This is a genomic window from Sphingomonas sp. SP4, from assembly GCF_058313375.1.
In genome coordinates, this window is record NZ_JBZFLE010000001.1 from 1289515 (window position 1) to 1309102 (window position 19588).

A 19588-nucleotide genomic window follows, 5' to 3' on the forward strand; every position below is an offset into this window, starting at 1 on the left:
TCGAGGCTGGGCAACGTTCCAACGGCAACGCCCTAGGCCGATACGCGGGCGTATAGAACCGTCTCTTCGGAATGCACTGTGTGATGGTCGATGTAGAATTCGTACGCCGGTTCGATCTCGTGGATCTGCTGAATGATCCCGAACAGGTCCTCGACTGAGTGGTAGATTGAGATCCCGAGCTTCGGGCGGATCTCTTGCACTGTCCGGCGCGCTCCTTCGATGGCCGCCGATTCCGCGCCCTCGATGTCCATCTTGATGAAGTCTGGCTTGATCTGTTGCGTCTCCACGAAATCGTCGATCGCGATCGATTGGACCGCAATTCCGCCGGAACCCGAGGCACGCGCGGCGACGCCAGCGTCTGCGAAGTTCAGCACCTTCCCGGACTCATCGAACACCGCATAGGGATGAACCTCAATGCGCTTGGCCATCTCCGGGTTGTGCGCAAGGTTGCGTTCGAAGACTTCCTTTTGGCGGGGCATCGGTTCGAAAGAGTGAACACTCCCCTGCTCTCCGACCGCTTTGGCGAAGGACAGTGCGGTGTCACCAAAGCAGGCGCCGGCATCGATCACGGTATCGCCCGCCTCCGGCTGAATGGAAACGCCACCGCGCTCAAAGAAATATTGGCGTTCGAAGAAGCTCGCGACAACGTTTCCCAACCAGCATTCGAGGCGGACGCCGTCCACGTCGAAAAGCGACATTTCGTAGGGATAGAAGAACGGCTCGGCCGCCTCCCCGATCCTCAACCGCGCGGCCTCATCATAATATCGAAGCATGCGGTCGGCGCCCACCGGTAGCTCGACATGGTGTGGACCAAGCGCCCTGAATTTCATGAGGGCGGTCAGGATTTCGCGCGACCGCTCGTCAGCGAGCAGCTCGAACGCCTTGTTTATATCGCCTCTCAGGACGCGCGTTCGGTACAAGACGCGTGCAGTGTTCGCTGGCGAGTAGCCAGGCATTTCACCGGTCGGGAACCGCCAGGTGTCCACCTTGGGCTCACGACTATCCGACCTCGCGGCCATGATGCCCTTGCGCAGTCGTCTCGGTGCACCCGAACCGCCCGAGGCAAGTACCGGAATCACTACCGTTGCAGCGAATTGCACCGGCCCACGGACTAGGGAACGCAGGGACATCGATCCTCCGGCACTAGCTGCGAGAGGGCAGCAAACGCTTTACGGTTAGGCGCGTCCGCATGATCAGTCGAGCAACCGGCGCCGGCAAGCGGGCAATCGTCGCGGCGGTACGCGCTTTCCCCCTCGGCTTGCCGCGATAGTGCGCCAGCAATTCACGAGCATATGAAATGTCGCCCTCCAGAACCGCGGCAACCAGCCGAACACCGATACGGGAGTCCATGTAGGCCACGACATCTTCGCGCAGGCTGAGATCGGCGATGCTGGGCAAAGCACCCTCCAAGGTCGGAATGGCCGAGGACAGGTCTTCGCGCCGCCTCGGCTTCGAAAAGGTCCCCAGCTGACCGTCACTGATCCCGCCCGTCGCCACACGGTAGTTCACCGTCGGACGGGATGAACATGCCACTGGGCCGTGCAGCGCCAGCCGCGCCCACAATTCGACATCCTCGTTTCCCGGCAGCGATTTGAAGCATCCTACTTCTTCAATCGCGGAACGCCGGACGCAGACGCTGCTCGTGAAGAAAAGCTCCTTTCCAGCCGCGCATTCTGCGAAGTAGCGGACCAATCGCCTTCCGCCATCCTTCGAACGCACGGAGGCCTGAGCCTCGCCGTCGAACCGCCGAAAGCTGCATCCAAGCACAGACGCTTTTGGAAAGGCTCTCCGAAGTGCGTCCAGCTCTTGGAGATGATCGGCGTTCCAGACATCGTCGCTATCGAGAAATGCCACCCAATCCGCGTTTCCTGCGTGGACGCCGGTGTTGCGAGCCGGGCCCGGTCCCTGATTGCGTTGCTCGATCAGCTTGATCCGCGGATCCTTGTAGCGCTGGACCAAATCCACGCTTCGATCGGCCGAGCCATCGTCGACGACGAACAGCCGCCAATTTTCGAAGGTTTGGCCAATGACGGAATCGATCGTCGCTTCGACGAACTTCTCCTTGTTGTACAAGGCCATGACGATGTCGAACATGCGATCGCTCGACTCAAATGCGATCGGGCGCGGAGAGGTAGTTTTGATAGGGGATCCAGGATCCCGCATTCACCGCATAGTTCAACCAGACGAAGAGAACGGCCGCGGAGTAGACGATCACCGCCGTCGTCCAGGGCAGCCAGCCTCTACGTATCAGCCCAAAGCAATAGCCGATCCGGGAATAGACGAAGATCTGCATCGGGATGAGGTAGATGGCGAGGCGGTCGATCACCACTGATGAGTGGATGAACGGCAATGCCGCTCCGGCGACGACGCAGAGGATCGCGTAGGTCCGCCAGACCGCCTTCTCCTCGGGCGACCAGTAGAACTTGTTCTTGCTCAAAAGGACGATCAAGGCGGGAACAACGTCCATCAGGACGCGTATCCCAGCGCCCGCGGCGCTATACTGTTCGCGCAGATAACCGGGAGCGTAGCGATCAATGGCGCTGGGCAGCACCGTGTAATAGCCGAGGACAAGAGTAACGAGGATCAGAAGGTAGGAGAGAAACTTATTCTTCATCCCCGCCACGAACATGACCGGTATGAACACAAGCACGGTGCGGTGGAACAATGCGCCCAGCAGAGTCCAGAGGATGAAGCGGATCGGTGGACGCTTGTCGATAAGCGTAGTCAGGCCGATCATCAGGCACCCCATTGCCGCTGCCTGGCGGGTGTATCCCATGCCTACGACGATGATCAGAAACGGCGTCGCGACTAGCATTGCGAGCCAGGGGTTGGGCTGCTGGCGCGAGAGCCGGAGCAACCCGTAGGTGAACGGCACCGCGCAGATGAGATTGACTAGCCACACCCCGGCACCGAGCCGCGCCGCGAGCCAATTCACGAAGGTGTAGCCGGCCTCTTGCTGCGAACCGATCAGTGCGGGAATCAGGTCCTGAGGTGCCAGACGGCGATAAATGTCGAGATAATTCGCCCAGTCGCCGCCCACCCGATAGCGAAGGCCAATCAGCAGGATGAGCGCCAACGCGGTCGCAGATAGGATGACCGACCGCCGAGATACTGCGACCGCCATCGGGCCGCTTACAGGCAACATGCCTAGCCGGGAGACCGTCGAGGCATATGAAATCGCTCCCAAGGCAAAGGTCGCGAAAATCAGCCAATAAACGATCACGATGATGGATTGGCCTGCATTTGTGCTTACAGCAACTGTTGAAGTGAGCGCATGAACCCACCTCATAGTCGCGGCGGCGCCGGACCCCGCATTCTCTTTGTGGCCACGGACCTGTCCACCGGCGGCGGGGTCAACAAGGTTATCCGCGATTTGGCGGTGCTGTTCCGAAGCCGCTTCTCGGCGGAGGTGACGGTCGTCAACGCCCGCAGCAACCAAGCTTCCAGCTATGAATTTCCAGACGACGTTCTTGTGAGATCAGGGGGACGAAAGTCGCTCGCAGGCTATTTCGGTTTATTGCTTAACCTGCGTCGAACACGACCTGATGTGGTGATCAGCTCGTGGACGCAGGACAACATCCTTGTGACGCTGGCCTTCCTGTTCTCTGGCTCGAAGGTCGTGCTCGTCGAGCACAGCTCGTGGCATTTTCACAAACCCGTCATCCGCTTTCTGCGGCGACTGACCTATCCGTTGGCTTATCAAGTCGTCACGCTCAACAAGCGAGATCTGGACCACTACCGCGGCTACCTTCGGAACGTTCGTCTAATCCCGAACCCGGTCAGAGTGGCCGACGCCGAGAGACCGAGAGAGCGAGAAAAGCTGATCCTCGCAGTGGGGCACCTCGAACCGCTGAAGCAATTTGACCAAGCTATCCTAGCGTTCGCAAATTCGAACCTCGAAGACCAAGGTTGGTCGCTCGTCATCATAGGCTCCGGCAGTGAAACTCAGCGGCTGACGGCGCTAATCGAAAGCCTGAGCCTTAAGCGCGTATCTATCGTCGACTCTGCGGATTTGTCCGATTGGTATGATCGCGCATTCCTGCTCATCGTCTCCTCGAAACTGGAGAGCTTCTCGCTTGTGCTCGCCGAAGCGATGTCGGAGGGAGTCATACCAATCGCTTACGAGAGCGATGGGCCATCATACATCCTCGAAAGCTTTCCTGATCATTTGGTGCCCATTGGCGACGTGGAAGCGCTCAGCAGGAAGCTGGTTCGCTTCGCGACAGAAGCCGATGATCAGGCTCTCCGACAGGCGCTTTCCGCCTCTATACGCACCCGCTTTGCGCCGGACGTAGTTGGGCGGCAGTGGGAGGAGTTGCTGGAACAATGAACCCGGCCGCTACCCCCGACCCGCTCCTTCGAGAAGTTGGGACTGCGGGGGGCGCCAACCTTGCTTCGCTATGTTTCGAAGACTTCTCTTTCCCGGCGCACCGCCACGGTCCGCCTGCCCACCGGTCAGTCCATCACCTTCCCTGCCTTTGATCCCTACTGGGCCAGACACCTTTATGCGGGCGTGCCCTACGAACCGGACGTCGAAGCGATCTTCCGGTGTTTCGCTAAGGCCCGCGCCATCGAACCTAGTTGCGGTGCGGCCATAGACGCCTTGCCAGAGTTCGGAGCCTTGCTAGGGCTCGCCGATGCCATCTGAGATCGATCCCGTTGAGCTTGCGGCAGAGCTGATCCGCTGCCCTAGTGTCACCCCCGCAAGCGGCGAAGTCTTCGACGTCCTTGAGAGTGCGCTGAGACCCCTTGGATTCGAGATTCATCGCTGGGTGATGGGTGAAGCTCCCGACGGGCCGACCGAGAACATGGTCGCAATCCGCGGCGAGGGATCGCCTCACTTCGGCTTCGCCGGTCATCTCGACGTCGTTCCGGCAGGCGAAGGCTGGGCCGCAGACCCTTTTGAGGCGCGTATCGAAAACGGGCTCCTGATCGGGCGTGGCGCCAACGACATGAAAAGTGCGATCGCGGCCTTCGTCGCAGCCGTCTCACGATCCCTTCCTTCGAACGGCACCGTCTCACTTCTGATCACGGGCGATGAGGAAGGATACGCGACTTACGGCACGCCTCGCATCATAGACTGGCTGAACGAGCGGCAGATCCGACCAGACATGATCCTGATCGGGGAACCGACGTCGGTCGACCTTCTCGGTGACACGGTGAAGATCGGCCGCCGCGGCTCGGTAAACATGTGGATCGACGTGCCCGGCGTTCAGGGCCATGTCGCCTACCCTCACCGCGCCACCAACCCGATCCCCGATCTCGCACGCATCATCGCGGCGCTCGACGCTGTGCATCTCGATGACGGGACAGATGTGTTCCCGCCTTCGAACCTCGAGTTCACAGCCATCTCCACGCCTACGGACGCGAGCAACGTCATACCCGGGTCGGCTACTGCTCAACTCAACATCCGCTTCAACAATCTCCAGCGCGGAACGGATCTTGTGCGCATGGTGGAAGAGATTGCCGAGCGAGAGGCGCCCGGCAGCAAGGTCCGGGCGCGAATTTCCGGCGAGGCTTTCCTGACGCCCCCGGGGCAGCTTTACGACGTGATCGTGGAATCGATCGAGGAAGAAACGGGCATCAACACCGATCTATCGACGAGTGGCGGCACTTCGGACGGACGCTTCCTGATCCAGCTGTGCCCCGTGGTCGACTTTGGACTTCCGAATGCGACCATGCACAAGGTCGGCGAGTGCGCGGCCGTCAAGGATATCCATGCGCTCTCCCGCATTTACGAGCGCATCGTTCGAAAAGTGCTGGCCTGAGCCAACGTCTATCCGAAGTCAGGAACTCAGATGATCACCGTAGCCCTTCTGACCATCTCCAACATCTTCATGACCTTCGCCTGGTATGGTCAGCTACGCTTTCCGAAATGGACGATTTTGACGGCGATTCTGGTCGGCTGGAGTATCGCCTTCTTTGAATATTGCTTCGCCGTGCCCGCCAACAGGATTGGCTATCAGCATGGCTTCACCGGCGGTCAGCTCAAGATCACGCAGGAAATCATCACGCTCACCGTGTTCGGTGTGTTCGCGACCTTGTTCCTGAAAGAGCCGATCGGGTGGCGCTATCTGGGCGCCTTCGCCTGCATCGTAGGAGCAGCGGCCTTCATGTTCGTCGGCCGGACCTGACGGATCGATTTAGGCGACCGAGCGCGCTCCGCGGTTCGCGTTGCCGATCCAAGCAAGAAATTCTTCCTCGAACATCGGCGCAGCGAAGACGAAGCCCTGGACCGTGTCGCAGCCCATGGCGCGTAAGATGTCCGCCTGGGCTACGGTCTCTACCGCCTCTGCGACCACTTCGGCGCCGACGCCTTTGATCAGTTGGATCACAGCCTGGATGATGACCCGGGCCTTCTCCGACGTATCGATGTCGGCGATCAAGGACGGGTCGAGCTTCACGCGATCGAGTGGCATCGAGCGAAGTCGCGCGATATTCGAATAACCTGTACCGAAATCGTCGATCGCGATGCGGACGCCGTCATCGCGGAGCGACCGGATTTCGGTCAGCACCGATTCGCTCACCTCCATTGCCGCGCTCTCGGTGAATTCGAGCTCGATCATCGACAGCGGTACTTCGGCGTCCTGGAATACGTGACGCAGTCTGCTGAAAAAGTCCGCCCGGTCGACCTGCCGCGGACTGATGTTGAAGGATAGACGGCCATCGAAACCGGTGCGCTTCCAGTTGCCTAGCACGGACGCAACCTCGCCCACGACCCAGTCACCGATCTCGGAGATCACGCCCGTCTTCTCGGCTATCGGGATGAAAGTACCCGGCTGACGCATGCCCTCTTTGGGATGATTCCACCGGAGCAAGGCTTCGGCGCCGCAGATCTCCCCCGTCACCAGGCTCATTTGCGGCTGGTAAGCGAGGATGAAGTCGCCGCGCTGCACCGCCTCGGTGAGCGCCTTCTCGGTGTCGACCTTTTCCTGATGTTCTGACGCGAGCTTCGCATCGAACAGGCAATGCTGGCCGCCCCCGCGCGACTTCGCCCGATACATGGCGATGTCTGCCGCTCGCATCAGCGCCTCGATGCTCCCTCCATGGTCCGGGCAGATTGCAACACCGATGGACGCGCCAATATCAACGCTATGAGCGCAAAGCTCGAACGGCTCCGAGATCGCCACAACTACGCGACGCGCGATACGCTCGATCTCATCCGAAGATGTGATCTCCGGGAAGAACATCGTGAACTCGTCACCCGCGAGGCGTGCGAGCAGCGGACGTGTTCGGACGTTGCCCGTGAACTCGGCGTTCACGACCACACGGAGCCGGTTCGCAACCATGATCAGAAGCTGGTCGCCACGGGCGTGACCGAGGCTATCGTTCACCAGCTTGAAGCGGTCGAGGTCGACGAAGAGCATTGCCGAACGCGCACCCTCGGGCGCTTCGTTGAGAAGCTTGTCCGCCTCAGATCGGAAGTGAAGCCGGTTCGGCAGCGACGTGACCGGGTCGTACATGCCCAGAGCATGTGCGTTCTCGATCGATGCCCGAACCTCTGCGAAAAGCGAGTCTACCGCCGCCGCGAGCTTGGGCATGGAATGCCTGACGGACGGCGGGGCTGGCGAAACCAGATCGCCATCTTCCACTGCGAGAAGGCGGTCGCTCAATGCCGCCAGGGCGCGAGCGCTCTCGCTATTGGGACGTTCGGACGCGATGTAGCTGATCAGCAAGCAGAAAACGCCGGCTGCAAGCGCCGCCACCACCTTCTGGTCCAGCTCCTTCAGGTATAGGAGCGCGGCCAGGGAAAATGCGAAAGACGCAAAGCCCGCGGTGCACGACAGAACCGCGTTGCTAACTTTCTGGGCCGTGCCTTCTTTCATCGGTCGTGGTGCGCCCCGTCGACGGCAATGCCCGTCAGTCACACCCGCGTTAAAGAAGATCGGTTAAGAAAAGGTCAGCAAGGCAGCTAAGAATATCGTCTCAAAACGATATAGAGGCTGCCCCCGCCGCCATGGCGCCTGCTCGCGCCCCGGACGGCCGCGATCTGAGGCGCATGACGCGATGCAGCGAGCCAATCGTGAACGGCAGCACGGATCTTTCCGCGCTGAACGGAAGGTTCTCCAGGCCGATGATGACCGGTGATCAGCAAGACCAATCGTTCACCACGCTGGATCGCACGTTCGAGGTTAACGTCGATCGCTTCCCAGGCACGATCGAGCGTCATGCCGTGGAGATCGAGCACCCTGTCGGGCTCGACCGTTCCTGAACGCAACTTCTTGTCCCAACTCCCGTCGAGTGTGCCGTTGAGAGTTCGCCGCGGCGCCGGTGTCACCTTCTCAACGCGACGTAAAAGGGGTTTGGAAATTGGTGGCTTAGCCGGGTTCGGCTGAGGCTTCGGGTCTTCGACGGGCTTTGGTGCTGTTTTCTCGCGAGAGAGGGGCGCAATGGTCGCTGTTACGCGCGCCCAGAGCTCCGCTTCTTCAGGGCTGAGTTGCCGCACGCGCCGCCGTGCCTTTCGGCAGAAGGATCAGCGCCTGGCCCGAAGCGGACATGCCGCCGGCAGTCGCGGTCGCTTGCGGGCCGCCACCCCAGTAAGTGTCGAAGCGATTGGGACCCTTGATCGCACCGCCGACGTCCTGTGCGACCCAAAAGCCGTTCGTCTCCGGTCGATCCATGTTGGTGAGGAACAGCGGCGCGCCCAACGGGATGAAGCTGGGGTCGGCAGCAACCGTTCCGTGGGGCGTAATCGGAAGGCCGAGCGACCCAAGCGGTGGACCCAACAGCTCCTTGAAGAAGATGTAGGACAGGTTCTCGCGCATCAGCTCGCGGCCCTGATCCGGGTTTGCACGGATCCAGTCCTTGATCGCCTGCATGTTCGCGCCGCCCGGAGGCAGAATTCCGCGCTCCCGAAGCTGGCGGCCGATCGCGACATAGTCGCGCCCGTTCTGGTTATCGTAACCGATCCGCATCACGCTTCCGTCCGGAAGCCGCAGCTCGCCCGAACCTTGAATCTCAATGAAGAAGAGTTCCACCGGGTCCGCAGCCCAAGCGATCTCGAGTCCCTTATTGGCCAGCGCGCCGTCCTCGATCTCAGGGCGGCTGAAGTACGGCACACACGTGCCCGTTTCATCGACGCGGCCACGACCGGTCGTCCCATCGGGCCTTGTGCAGCGGGTCAGGTCGGGCGGCGTGCGGTAGACCGGCACAGCGTAACCCTGCGCGGGCGTTCGCGATCCGGCGGTCTCGGGGATGTAATAGCCTGTAGCGAACGCCTTGCCCTCGCCTACCCGAACCCAATCGAAGCGGTCGCGGAAGAAAGCTGCGGCACCGCCAGGCTGGACCGTCGAGGCTTCAGCGCAAACGCTTGCCCAGTCGGTACCAGAAGCTAACAGTGACTTGTCCTGCCGGCGCTGCAGTGCCGGGCAGCTGATCCGAAACGCCTGTAGCGCCCGAGCGGCCGACACCTCATCGAGGGTGGCGGGCGGCTGAACAAGCGCCACGCCAGCAGCCCGGGCATTAGCGGGCGGCGGAGGCGCCGGCGGCGTGACTGGCGGCGGCGGAGTAACCGTTGGCGGCGGTGGAGTCGTCGGCGTGACCTGGACTGTCTTGGCGCAGGCGGCGATCAGGGCGAACGAAGCGAGCGCGAACGCTCTTGCGAAGAACCTCACTCTTCCTCGTCGGTCTCGATCAGCACCCAGTTCGGGTCGCGCGAACTCAAATCGCGACGGAAGGTCCAAAGGTCGCGAGTCTGGATCGCGTCGCTTAGCGAGCCGGCAACGACTTGACCCTCGGAATTGCGCGTTACGGCAGCGATATCTGCCTCGAACCGAACCGTGAGGATCGCAACGCCACGCTCAGCCGAAGCTTCGGAGATGACGGCCTGGTCGATCGCAACGAGCCGGTTGTCGAGAGTCAAGCCATCCGCTTTCCGCTGTTCGATGGCGTCCGCGAAAGTCTCTGCGACGTGGTCGTCAACGTGCGGGCGAAGCGTATCCACATCGCCCTTCCAGAAGGATTCCAGGATTAGGCGGTAAGCGGCCTTGGCGCCTTCGAGGAAGCGGGCGACATCGAAACTGGGATCGGCGGCGAGGACCGCGCGGACGCCTGGGCCGGCGGTAGGCACGAACGCCATGTCTCCAGCTTCTGCCGGGGTGACCGGAGTTGGCGCGGGCTGATGCGCGCGCGGTTCGACTCGGGCGTCGGGATCCGCCGGTTTCAGGATCGGCTGCTGCTCATGACCCGTGCGCTCACCGAGCACGCTGTAGAGGCGAAGCCCCACAAACAAAGCAACCAGCGCGAGGATTACGATGACGGTCAAGCTTGCATCCTACTTGTAACGAAACTCCAACATAGTGCCGGACGGGTAAAGATTCCAACACCGACCAACGCATGAGGCTGCCATTGCGCCTCATATTCACGACTGCTAGTCGCCTGCGGCAACGCGCCGCGGCCTTCGCGGCTCCCAATTCACTACATTCTTTCGCAAGGACATCAGTAAAATGGCGGATCAGGACGCGACGAGCGCGGGCAATGGCGCGGGGGACATGGGCGACGCGCCGCAGGTCAGCATTCTTGCCCAATATACCAAGGATCTTTCCGTCGAGAATCCGAGCGCGCCGCAGGTTTACCAGTGGCAGGTCCAGCCGAATCTCGAAGTTCAGTTCAACATCAACGTCCAGGCCGCGGCCGACGACGTTCACGAGGTTGCTCTCAAGATCGACGTGACGGCACGCTCTGACAACGGCGTCCATTTCGTTGTCGACCTCAGCTACGCCGGCCTTTTCGGCCTCCGGAATATCCCTGAGGAGGCGCTCCAGCCGTTCCTGCTCATCGAGGCCCCGCGTCTTCTCTTCCCGTTCGCTCGGCAAATTGTCGCAGACGCGGTCAGCAACAGCGGCTTCCCGCCCCTGCTGCTCGATCCGATCGATTTCACCTCGGCCTATATGTCGCAGGTTCAGGCGCAGGGCGGCGGCGAGCAGCCGGGCTTCATCGGCGGCGCTGCCGGCGGCGAGTCCGGCCAGGCCTGACGCCCCCCGCTTCTCCGCGGCATTGAGGGCATGAACCTCACCCGGTCGCTGGGTTCCGTCGGCGGGCTAACCCTCGTCAGCCGGGTTCTCGCGCTCGTCCGTGACACGCTACAGGCGAGCTACGTCGGCGCGAGCTTTGCGTCCGACGCCTTCTTCGTCGCCTTCCGCTTGCCTAACATGTTCCGGGCGTTGTTCGCCGAAGGCGCCTTCTCCGCCGCCTTCATTCCGATGTTCAATCGAAAGGTCGGGGAGGCGGACGACATCAACGCGGGCCTGCGCTTCGCCGAGCAGACTTTGGCAATCCTGCTGCCCGTACTGCTGCTGTTCACGATCGTGATGCTGATCGCGGCGTGGCCGATCACCTGGGGGCTGTCTGGCGGCTTCAGAAACCCGACCCCGGAGCAGTTCTCATTCGCGGTGACGCTGTCGCGGATCACGATCCCCTATCTGATGCTGATCAGCCTCGCTTCGCTACTCGGCGGGATTCTGAACTCGCTACACAAATTCTGGGTCAACGCGGCGGCACCGATCCTCCTCAACATCTCGATGATCGTAGCCTTGTGGTTCTTCCATGGCAGCGGGCCCGACGCCGCCTACGAGACGGCGCGAGCGCAAGCGATCTCCGTCACCGTGGGCGGCGCGCTGCAGCTCGCCTGGCTGATGCTTGCCTGCAAGAAAGTCGGCGTAAGCCTCGCTATCCGTCGCCCCAGGATCAACGATGATCTCCGCGAACTGCTGAAGCTGATCTTGCCCGCTGCGCTCGGCGCGGGCGCGGTTCAGGTCAATCTCGCCGTCTCTACCGCGCTGGCGGGCGGCCTGCTCGATCCGGGTTCTATTTCGTACATCTACTATGCCGATCGGCTAAACCAGCTTCCACTTGGTCTGATCGGCATCGGTCTTGGTACCATCCTGCTCCCAACCGTTTCGCGGCAGCTCAGCCAGAAGCGCGACGCGGAGGCGATGGACACGCAAAATCGCGGCGTCGAGCTCGCCTTGTTCCTGACCCTGCCAGCGACGGTCGCGTTCGTCTTCGCTTCTGAGCCCATCATTCGCGGATTGTTCCAGCATGGCCACTTTACCGCGATCGATAGTGCCCGGTGCAGCTGGGCGCTCTCGGCCTTCTCGCTCGGCCTTCCGTCCTACGTGCTCGTGAAGGTGCTAACGCCCGGATACTACGCCCGGCACGATACCAAGACCCCCGTCCGCTACGCCGTCCAGTCGGTCGGCGTGAACTTGGTTCTCAACCTAATCCTGATCCCGATCCTCGGCCGATACGGCTACGGTCACGTCGGTCCACCCCTCGCCACGGCAGTCGCGTCGACCGTGAACGTCTGGATGCTTTATCACACGCTGAAGAAGCGGAGCCATTTCGAGACCGACCGGCAGCTTCGACGCCGCGTTCCTCGCCTCGCTGCCGCATCGCTTATCATGGGAGCGGTCCTCTTCTGGCTGGCACCAGCGATCGATCCCTATTTGACTGGGTCGATCCTTCATCGCGGCTTGGGCCTGACCGTACTCGTCGGCGCTGGAGTGGCAGTCTACGCCGTCGCCTGCTTCTTGACCGGCGCGTTCGTGCTCGACGATGTGAAAATTCTGATGAAACGAAGGACGCGTGAAGCGTGAGTGACAAGCAAGAAATGCGCGTCGTGTCGGGCATCCAGCCTACCGGCGACCTCCACCTCGGCAACCTGCTTGGCGCCATCCTTCGCTGGGTGCGCATGCAGGATGAGGTCGAGTGCCTGATCTTCCTTGCCGACCTTCACGCACTCACTGTCGACGTGGATCCGGCAAAGCTCTCCGCAAGCATCCGCGAAATGGCTGCCGCACTGATCGCCAGCGGCATCGACCCCGCCAAGGTTACCCTCTTCCGCCAGAGTGCCGTGCCCGCCCACGCGGAACTCGCCTGGATTCTTCAGGGAACCGCGCGGATGGGCTGGCTCAATCGGATGACGCAGTGGAAGGACAAGGCCGGTAAGAACAAGGAAGGCGCATCTGTCGGCCTGTTCACCTATCCGGTGCTGCAGGCGGCTGACATTCTTCTGTATCGGGCCACGCACGTTCCGGTCGGCGAGGACCAGAAGCAGCACATCGAGCTCACGCGCGACATCGCGCTGAAGTTCAACACGGATTTCGATGTCGATCTGTTCGTGCCCCCCGAGCCCTTCATCGGCGGCGGCACCGCAGCGCGGGTCATGAGCCTGCGCGACGGGAATTCTAAGATGTCCAAGACGGATCCATCCGACCAAAGCCGGATCAACCTCATCGATAGCGATGACGTGATCGCCCAGAAGATCCGGAAGGCGAAGACCGACCCTGAACCGCTTCCAAGCGACCCCGCGGATCTGGACGGGCGCCCTGAGGCGCGGAACCTCGTCGGAATTTATGCCGAGGTGACCGGTCAGAGTGTCGAGCAGGTGCTCCAGCAATTCGCCGGCCAAGGCTTCGGCGCATTCAAACCGGCGTTGGCGGACGCCCTGATCGCAATGCTGTCGCCGCTTCGGACCCGTCTCGACGAATTCCGCAAGGATCCTGCGGAGCTTGACCGTATCCTCGGTGCAGGCGCCGAGCGCGCCCGCCAGCTTGGAGCCCCCGTTCTCGCCTCCGCGTATCGCGCCGTTGGCCTTTGAGCGTGGCGGACGTTTCGCCGGAGAGCACTTCTCCCTCGCCTAATCCGTTGCCGCTCTCGCAGCGGCTAACGCAGATTATCGAAGAGACGGTATCTGACCCGCTGTCTTTCTCCGAGCTGACCGCGAAGCTTCACGGAAGAGCCTGGGGAGCGCTGCTTCTGATCTTCGGTGCGATTAATGTCCTGCCTCTTCCCCCGGGGACGAGCACTTTCTTCGCAATTCCACTCCTGATCGTTTCCGCTCAAATGATATTCGGTCGCTCGCGGCCGTGGTTCCCGGCCCGTATCGACCGGCGCGGCGTGAAGAAGTCGGAGCTCGAGCGGCTCATTTCCAAGATGGAGTGGTTCGAGCTTCGCATCGAGCGCATCTTCAAGCCGCGAATGGCGAGCCTCACGGGCGCGACAGCTACGCGGTTCATCGGCCTTGTCTGCTTCCTGCTCGCGCTACTGGCAGCCATTCCCATCCCGCTCTTCCACATCGCGCCAGCGGGGGTGATCGTGCTCTTCGGTCTCGCCTTAATCTACCGCGACGGCGCCCTCGTCATCGCCGCTGCGGTCGCGGCGGTCCTCAGCGTTCTCATTGATGTGCTGGTCATCGGCTCGGGCGTACTCGCGCTCGAATATATTGCAGCCTGGTTCAGCCACTAACCTTCGACCACGCATGCAAATCAAAAGGGCCCGCCGATCAACTCGGCGAGCCCTTCTAAGCGGCTTTCGGACTAGTTGGGGCTAGCCTTCGAGCTGCCTGGTCAGCAATCGAATGTCGGCATCCAGCTCAGCGTCACTGGCGCGCAGCTTCTCGATTTGCCGGACCGCATGGATCACCGTCGTGTGATCGCGGCCGCCGAAACGGCGTCCGATGTCCGGCAGCGACTTAGGCGTCAGCTGCTTCGACAAATACATGGCGACCTGCCGCGGACGAGCTACTTCGCGGGCACGGCGCGCGGAGGTCATCTCGGCTTTGCGAATGCGGTAGTGCTCCGCGACCTGCGTCTGGATCTCGTCGATCGAAATCCGCCGCTGGTTGGCGCGGAGGACGTTGGCGAGCACTTCCTCGACAAAGGCGACGTCGATCTCGCGACCCGTCATCATCGCATAAGCACCGATGCGGTTGAGCGCTCCCTCCAGTTCACGGATCGAAGAGGTCACGCGGCGAGCGAGGAAATCGATCACCGGGCGCGGCATATCGACGCCCGGCAGAGCCTCGAGCTTGGCCACGATGATGTTGAAGCGAAGCTCATAATCCGCCGAGTTGATGTCGGCGACGAGGCCCCAGGACAGACGCGATAGGATGCGCGGCGCAATGCCGTCGAGGTCCTGAGGCGCGCGATCGGACGTGATCACCAGTCGCCGACCCGCGGTGATGATCTCATTCATCGTGTGGAAGAATTCCTCCTGCGTGGAATCCTTGCCGGCGATGAATTGAACGTCGTCGATCAGCAGCAGGTCGGCGTTCCGCAGACGCTGCTTGAAACCGATCGTGTCATTTTCCTTCAGCGCGCGAATGAACTCGACCATGAACTTCTCGGCCGACATCGACACCACGCGAGCGCCGCGGTTGTGCTGAAGAAAGGTGTGGCCGATCGCGTGCAGCAAGTGAGTCTTGCCTCGTCCCGTGCCGCCATGGATGAACAGCGGATTGAAGCCGACCGTCTTCGACGTGGCGAGCGTGCGCGCCGCGGTCGCAGCCACCTCGTTCGCCTTGCCGACGATGAACGTTTCGAAGCGATAGCGCGGGTCGAAGTTCGGCGCATTGGGATCGCGCTCCGACGGGGGCGGCGTTTCCTCGAGAATCAGCAGCGGAGCCGGACGGGGCGCGTCGGCAGCAGCGATCAGGCGAACGTCGCGGACGACCGGCAAAACCGTCTTCCATGCAAGAGTCAGACGCTCACCGAAATGCGAGCGGACCCAATCGGCCATGAACTGGCTCGGCAGCACAAGATCGAGTGTGCCGCTGTCCGGCTCAAACGTTCCAAGCTCAGCCGGCTTCAACCAGCCATCAAACGTCCGTGCACCAAGATCCCGGCGAAGTCCCGAACGGATCGATTCCCAAGCTGCGTCGAGCGGTGCGGTGACTGTTCCCCCCGATTGATCGACAGACGTATTCGCCCCTGCGCCTTGCACTGGCCCGCGCCTCCCTCTGCTTCCACCCCCAAAACACAAGACAAAAGGGTCCTTTCACGCGTGATGCGAGTCGCGCGTCCTAGGCTTCTTTTCTCTCTTACGCCGGCGCGGATCCGCGCTCGGAAGGTTGTTTCTGAAACCGTACCGCTCGGCTTGCAAGAGCCGTTTTTTCACACAAGTGAAATAAAGCTACTTGACATAGGAAATGGGCCGAAACTTGGCGGAAATGGCGGAAAACCGACGTTTTTATGATTACTAAGAATTTAACGCTCCCGCGAATCGCGGGAATTACTGCATTTTTTTGACGGTCCTAAAACGAAACGAGCCGCCGGTTTCCCGGCGGCTCGATCAGGTCAGTTTGGCGGCCCGTTTGGGCAGGCTGCTTAGCCCAGCGCGGCAACCCTCTTGGAAAGGCGGGAAATTTTCCGCGCTGCCGTATTCTTGTGGATCACACCGCGCGAAACGCCACGGGCCAGCTCCGGCTGAACCTTCTTCAGAGCTTCGGCCGCGTCCGCCTTCTTCCCGCTCGCAAGCGCCGACTCGACCTGCTTGATGAAGGTCCGGATACGGCTGATTCGCGAATGGTTGATCACGGTGCGCTTCGCGTTGCGACGGATGCGCTTCTTGGCCTGCGGCGTATTCGCCATTGTGTTCCTCTAGCTCAATGAAAAAAGGCGCGGCCCAGAGGCTCGCACCGGAAGTGGCGCTCCCCTAGCGGCAAGTGCCTCTTAGGTCAACGCCCTGATCAGTGCTGGCACTGCGGACAATAGAAGGTCGATCGACCACCCTGGACGATTCTTTTGACAGTACCGCCGCGCCCGCATGGCAGTCCTTCGCGATCATAGACTGCAAAGGACTTGGAGAAGTAGCCCAGCTCACCGTCCGGGCTCGAGAAATCCCGCAGCGTGGACCCGCCAGCCTCGATCGCTTCAGCAAGCACGTCGTGAATAGCGGGCACCAGCTTTTTCAACCGCTCGAGCGAAACCGACCCGCCCGCACGCCCCGGATGTATCCCGGCCCGATAGAGTGCCTCGCAAACGTAGATATTGCCAAGACCGGCCACGATCCGCTGGTCGAGCAACAAGAGCTTGATGGCGGCGGTTCGCCCGTCGAGCTTCTTCTTCAGTTCACGTGCGTCGAGGTCGAGCGGCTCTGGTCCAAGCGCCTTGAACGGCGGCCATTCTGCGAGCTCGTCGGTGCGTACCAGGTCGAGCGACCCGAAGCGCCGTGGATCATTGAGTGCGACCCGCCGGCCCTCGTCTGTCTCAATGATGAAATGGTCGTGCTTCTCGACTTCCGTCGGATCAACTCGCCATCGCCCCGACATGCCGAGATGAAAGACGAGTGTGTCGCCCCGGTCCGTGTCGATGAGGCCATATTTCGCTCGGCGACGAAGGCTGGTCACTCGCGATCCGGTAAGCCGCTGGCCTAAATCAACGGGAAGCGCCCGGCGCAGGTCTGGCCGCCGCGCTTCGACCGATACGATCCGCCTTCCCTCCAGGACACGCTCCAGACCGCGAACAGTAGTTTCGACTTCGGGAAGCTCAGGCATCGGCAGCGATATGGCGGAGCAGCGACAAGCCCGCTAGAGCCCCAGCCCCATGACGGACAAGGTCAATTTCGGCGACGAGCTCGTAAGCCCAGAAGAGAAGACGCGGCGCGTCGGAGCAGTCTTCAGCTCAGTCGCCCGCCGCTACGACATCATGAACGACCTAATGTCGGGCGGCATGCACAGGCTTTGGAAAGATCGCTTCGTAGCCCGGGTGAAGCCACGCGCTGGCGAAGAGATCCTCGATATGGCGGGCGGCACCGGAGACATCGCCTTCCGCATGGTTCGGCGAGGTGCTCGCGTCACCGTCTCGGACATCAATGCCGACATGCTCGCTGTCGGTGAAGAACGAGCGAAGCAGCGGGGCCTCACAGGCCTGGCCTGGAAAGTTGAAAATGCAGAGAAGCTCAGCTTCCCTGACTCGAGGTTCGACGCCTACACGATCGTCTTCGGCATTCGGAACGTCACCGACATCCCCTCGGCCCTGGAGGAAGCGCATCGCGTGCTAAAGCGCGGTGGCCGCTTCTATTGCATGGAATTCTCCTCCAGCGACTGGCCCGGCTTCTCGAATCTCTATGAAGCTTTCGCATCGAACGTCATCCCACGGATCGGCAAGGCAGTCGCGAACGACGAAGAGAGCTATCGCTATCTCGTCGAAAGCATTCGCCGCTTTCCGCGCCCTCAAGCGTTCAAGCGGATGGTCGCCGACGCCGGCTTCGTTCGCGCCAATGCGGAGCCGATGCTCGGCGGCCTCGTGACCATCCATTCAGGCTGGAAGATTTGACCTCAAGCGTAGCTCACCTGTGGCGGCTTCTGAAATGGGGTCGCACGCTTGCCCGCCACGGCGCCCTGCGCGGCATCGAGCAGGATCCGATGACGCCACCACCGGTGCGCCGGCTCGCGCGTATCGCCCGCTTCGGCGCGCGCATACCGCCGACGCCTGAATATGCGTCGGCGCTGGTCGCGATTGGTCCTGCGGCAATCAAGCTCGGCCAGGCTTTGTCCACGCGGCCCGACTTAGTCGGCGAGCGTGCGGCGGAGAACCTCTCCCAACTCCAGGATGATCTGCCCCCAGCCCCGTTTCACCTGATCAAGCAAACAATCGAGCAATCGTTCGGAGCTCCGCTCGAAACGCTCTATTCCGAGTTCGAGGAGCGCCCCGTTGGCGCTGCGTCGATCGCGCAGGTGCACCGCGCCGTCACCACCGACGGTCGCGAAGTCGCGGTGAAGGTACTTCGCCCAGGGATCGAAGAGGAACTCTCGAAGGCGATCGAGACCTACGAATGGGCCGCAGCGCACGTTGAGCGCTACGGCGGTGAGGCTCAGCGCCTGCGTCCACGGCTCGTCGTTGCGCACTTCCGGCAGTGGACCGCGCGCGAGCTCGATCTTCAGCGCGAGGCCGCCTCAGCTTCCGAACTCCGCGAGAACATGGTGGCCGAGCCCGGCTATTATGTTCCGGACATTGATTGGCGGCGAACTGCGCGGCGCGTCCTCACAATGGAATGGCTGGACGGGATCAAGCTCAACGACCGAGAGGCGCTGATCGAGGCTGGCCAGGATTGCAGCAAGCTCGCTGCGACGCTGGTGCGAGCATTTCTTCGCCAGGCCGTGGTCGACGGCTTCTTCCATGCCGACCTTCATCACGGGAATCTGTTCGCGCTCGAAGACGGCCGCATCGCCGCGATCGACTTCGGGATTATGGGGCGGATCGACCGCCGTGCGCGTGTCTGGCTTGCCGAGATTCTCTACGGCCTCATCACCGGCAACTATCGCCGCGTGGCCGAAATCCATTTCGAGGCGCAATACGTTCCACCGCATCACAGCGTCGAGGAATTTGCCACGGCGCTGCGTGCAGCGGGCGAACCGATCCGCGGTTTACCAGTGAAGGAAATCTCTGTCGGCCGCATGCTCGAGACCTTGTTCACGATCACCCGCGACTTCGACATGCAGACGCAGCCGCACTTGCTGCTGCTTCAGAAATCGATGGTGATGGAAGAAGGCGTTGCCACGGCGCTCGATCCGGACATCAACATGTGGGAGACGTCCGAGCCATTCTTGAAGGAATGGATCCGGTCTGAGCTTGGACCGGAAGCTTATTACGCGGACCGGATCATCGACGCCGTTCGCGCCGTGAAGAAGATCCCCGACCTAATCGACCGCCTCGACCAATATTACCCGCCACGCGGCGCGGCGCCGCCCGCTCCGCCTCTGCCGGATATCGCCGTCATCGAGCACCGTACTTGGTGGGGTTATGTCGCCACGGGGCTGCTCGGCGCAGTGGTCGGCGCTCTCCTGCTGTTTGTGCTACGCTAGCGA

At 61.6% G+C, this 19588-nt stretch carries 20 protein-coding genes; 10 read left to right on the forward strand and 10 right to left on the reverse strand.

The genetic code is table 11. From position 1 onward, the window contains the following. Positions 1–32: 32 nt before the first annotated feature. Genes AC4GYV_RS06535 through AC4GYV_RS06545 form a run of 3 tightly spaced genes read right to left on the reverse strand, consistent with a single transcriptional unit; the run spans position 33 to position 3223 of the window. On the reverse strand, positions 33–1130 hold the full coding sequence (locus AC4GYV_RS06535; protein ID WP_491099844.1) for an FkbM family methyltransferase: 1098 nt from the start codon (positions 1128–1130) through the stop codon (positions 33–35). A 13-nt stretch (positions 1131–1143) separates the two neighbouring features. Then, positions 1144–2094 (reverse strand): glycosyltransferase family 2 protein, encoded by a 951-nt coding sequence (locus AC4GYV_RS06540; protein ID WP_491099845.1) that lies wholly within the window; start codon positions 2092–2094, stop codon positions 1144–1146. A gap of 13 nt (positions 2095–2107) precedes the next feature. After that, positions 2108–3223, reverse strand: a complete 1116-nt coding sequence (locus AC4GYV_RS06545; RefSeq protein ID WP_491099846.1) for an EpsG family protein — start codon at positions 3221–3223, stop codon at positions 2108–2110. Between the two features lie 51 nt (positions 3224–3274). Here AC4GYV_RS06545 and AC4GYV_RS06550 point away from each other — a divergent pair, with 51 nt between their 5' ends. The 4 genes from AC4GYV_RS06550 to AC4GYV_RS06565 are packed head-to-tail and all read left to right on the forward strand — an operon-like array spanning position 3275 to position 6134. Continuing rightward, positions 3275–4330, forward strand: coding sequence for a glycosyltransferase (locus AC4GYV_RS06550; protein WP_491099847.1), 1056 nt, complete (start codon positions 3275–3277; stop codon positions 4328–4330). Between the two features lie 60 nt (positions 4331–4390). Next, complete coding sequence (locus tag AC4GYV_RS06555) at positions 4391–4648, forward strand: hypothetical protein (protein WP_491099848.1); 258 nt, start codon at positions 4391–4393, stop codon at positions 4646–4648. Beyond that, positions 4638–5768, forward strand: coding sequence for a succinyl-diaminopimelate desuccinylase (gene dapE, locus AC4GYV_RS06560; RefSeq protein WP_491099849.1), 1131 nt, complete (start codon positions 4638–4640; stop codon positions 5766–5768). Before AC4GYV_RS06555 ends, dapE begins: the two co-directional genes overlap by 11 nt. Before the next feature lie 30 nt (positions 5769–5798). Continuing rightward, positions 5799–6134: a DMT family protein gene (locus tag AC4GYV_RS06565; protein WP_491099850.1), complete on the forward strand. Its 336-nt coding sequence runs from the start codon at positions 5799–5801 to the stop codon at positions 6132–6134. Positions 6135–6143: 9 nt separating this feature from the next. On the opposite strand, the gene AC4GYV_RS06570 is transcribed toward AC4GYV_RS06565, so the two are convergent. From AC4GYV_RS06570 to AC4GYV_RS06585, 4 genes are all read right to left on the reverse strand, one after another. After that, positions 6144–7826 (reverse strand): putative bifunctional diguanylate cyclase/phosphodiesterase, encoded by a 1683-nt coding sequence (locus AC4GYV_RS06570; RefSeq protein ID WP_491099851.1) that lies wholly within the window; start codon positions 7824–7826, stop codon positions 6144–6146. An 86-nt stretch (positions 7827–7912) separates the two neighbouring features. Further along, on the reverse strand, positions 7913–8170 hold the full coding sequence (locus tag AC4GYV_RS06575; protein WP_491100402.1) for a Smr/MutS family protein: 258 nt from the start codon (positions 8168–8170) through the stop codon (positions 7913–7915). Between the two features lie 256 nt (positions 8171–8426). Continuing rightward, positions 8427–9614, reverse strand: a complete 1188-nt coding sequence (mltA, locus tag AC4GYV_RS06580; RefSeq protein WP_491099852.1) for a murein transglycosylase A — start codon at positions 9612–9614, stop codon at positions 8427–8429. Next, a complete protein-coding gene (locus AC4GYV_RS06585; protein ID WP_491099853.1) occupies positions 9611–10264 on the reverse strand; it encodes a Tim44/TimA family putative adaptor protein in 654 nt (217 codons plus the stop codon). The genes mltA and AC4GYV_RS06585 overlap by 4 nt, the downstream gene beginning before the upstream one ends. Positions 10265–10445: 181 nt before the next feature. On the opposite strand from AC4GYV_RS06585, the gene secB reads away from it, so the two are divergent. The 4 genes from secB to AC4GYV_RS06605 are packed head-to-tail and all read left to right on the forward strand — an operon-like array spanning position 10446 to position 14247. After that, a complete protein-coding gene (gene secB, locus AC4GYV_RS06590; protein ID WP_491099854.1) occupies positions 10446–10973 on the forward strand; it encodes a protein-export chaperone SecB in 528 nt (175 codons plus the stop codon). A gap of 30 nt (positions 10974–11003) precedes the next feature. Beyond that, on the forward strand, positions 11004–12596 hold the full coding sequence (murJ, locus tag AC4GYV_RS06595; RefSeq protein ID WP_491099855.1) for a murein biosynthesis integral membrane protein MurJ: 1593 nt from the start codon (positions 11004–11006) through the stop codon (positions 12594–12596). Between the two features lie 14 nt (positions 12597–12610). Further along, positions 12611–13600 carry a tryptophan--tRNA ligase gene (gene trpS / locus AC4GYV_RS06600; protein WP_491100403.1) on the forward strand — a complete coding sequence of 330 codons (990 nt, stop codon included), beginning with the start codon at positions 12611–12613 and terminating at the stop codon, positions 13598–13600. 2 nt (positions 13601–13602) lie between these two features. Then, positions 13603–14247: an exopolysaccharide biosynthesis protein gene (locus AC4GYV_RS06605; protein ID WP_491099856.1), complete on the forward strand. Its 645-nt coding sequence runs from the start codon at positions 13603–13605 to the stop codon at positions 14245–14247. An 81-nt stretch (positions 14248–14328) separates the two neighbouring features. On the opposite strand, the gene dnaA is transcribed toward AC4GYV_RS06605, so the two are convergent. From dnaA to mutM, 3 genes are all read right to left on the reverse strand, one after another. Next, entirely contained in the window at positions 14329–15723 is a 1395-nt protein-coding gene (dnaA, locus tag AC4GYV_RS06610) for a chromosomal replication initiator protein DnaA (RefSeq protein ID WP_491099857.1), read from the reverse strand. A gap of 383 nt (positions 15724–16106) precedes the next feature. Beyond that, the gene (gene rpsT, locus AC4GYV_RS06615) at positions 16107–16370 is read right to left on the reverse strand and encodes a 30S ribosomal protein S20 (protein WP_491099858.1); all 264 of its coding nucleotides are present in this window, start codon (positions 16368–16370) and stop codon (positions 16107–16109) included. Positions 16371–16468: 98 nt separating this feature from the next. Next, a complete protein-coding gene (mutM, locus tag AC4GYV_RS06620) occupies positions 16469–17275 on the reverse strand; it encodes a bifunctional DNA-formamidopyrimidine glycosylase/DNA-(apurinic or apyrimidinic site) lyase (RefSeq protein WP_491099859.1) in 807 nt (268 codons plus the stop codon). Between the two features lie 49 nt (positions 17276–17324). Between mutM and AC4GYV_RS06625 the strand changes: the two genes are divergently transcribed. Both AC4GYV_RS06625 and ubiB read left to right on the forward strand, forming a co-directional pair. Beyond that, a complete protein-coding gene (locus AC4GYV_RS06625; protein ID WP_491099860.1) occupies positions 17325–18056 on the forward strand; it encodes a class I SAM-dependent methyltransferase in 732 nt (243 codons plus the stop codon). Next, entirely contained in the window at positions 18053–19585 is a 1533-nt protein-coding gene (gene ubiB / locus AC4GYV_RS06630; protein WP_491099861.1) for a 2-polyprenylphenol 6-hydroxylase, read from the forward strand. The genes AC4GYV_RS06625 and ubiB overlap by 4 nt, the downstream gene beginning before the upstream one ends. Positions 19586–19588 lie beyond the last annotated feature (3 nt).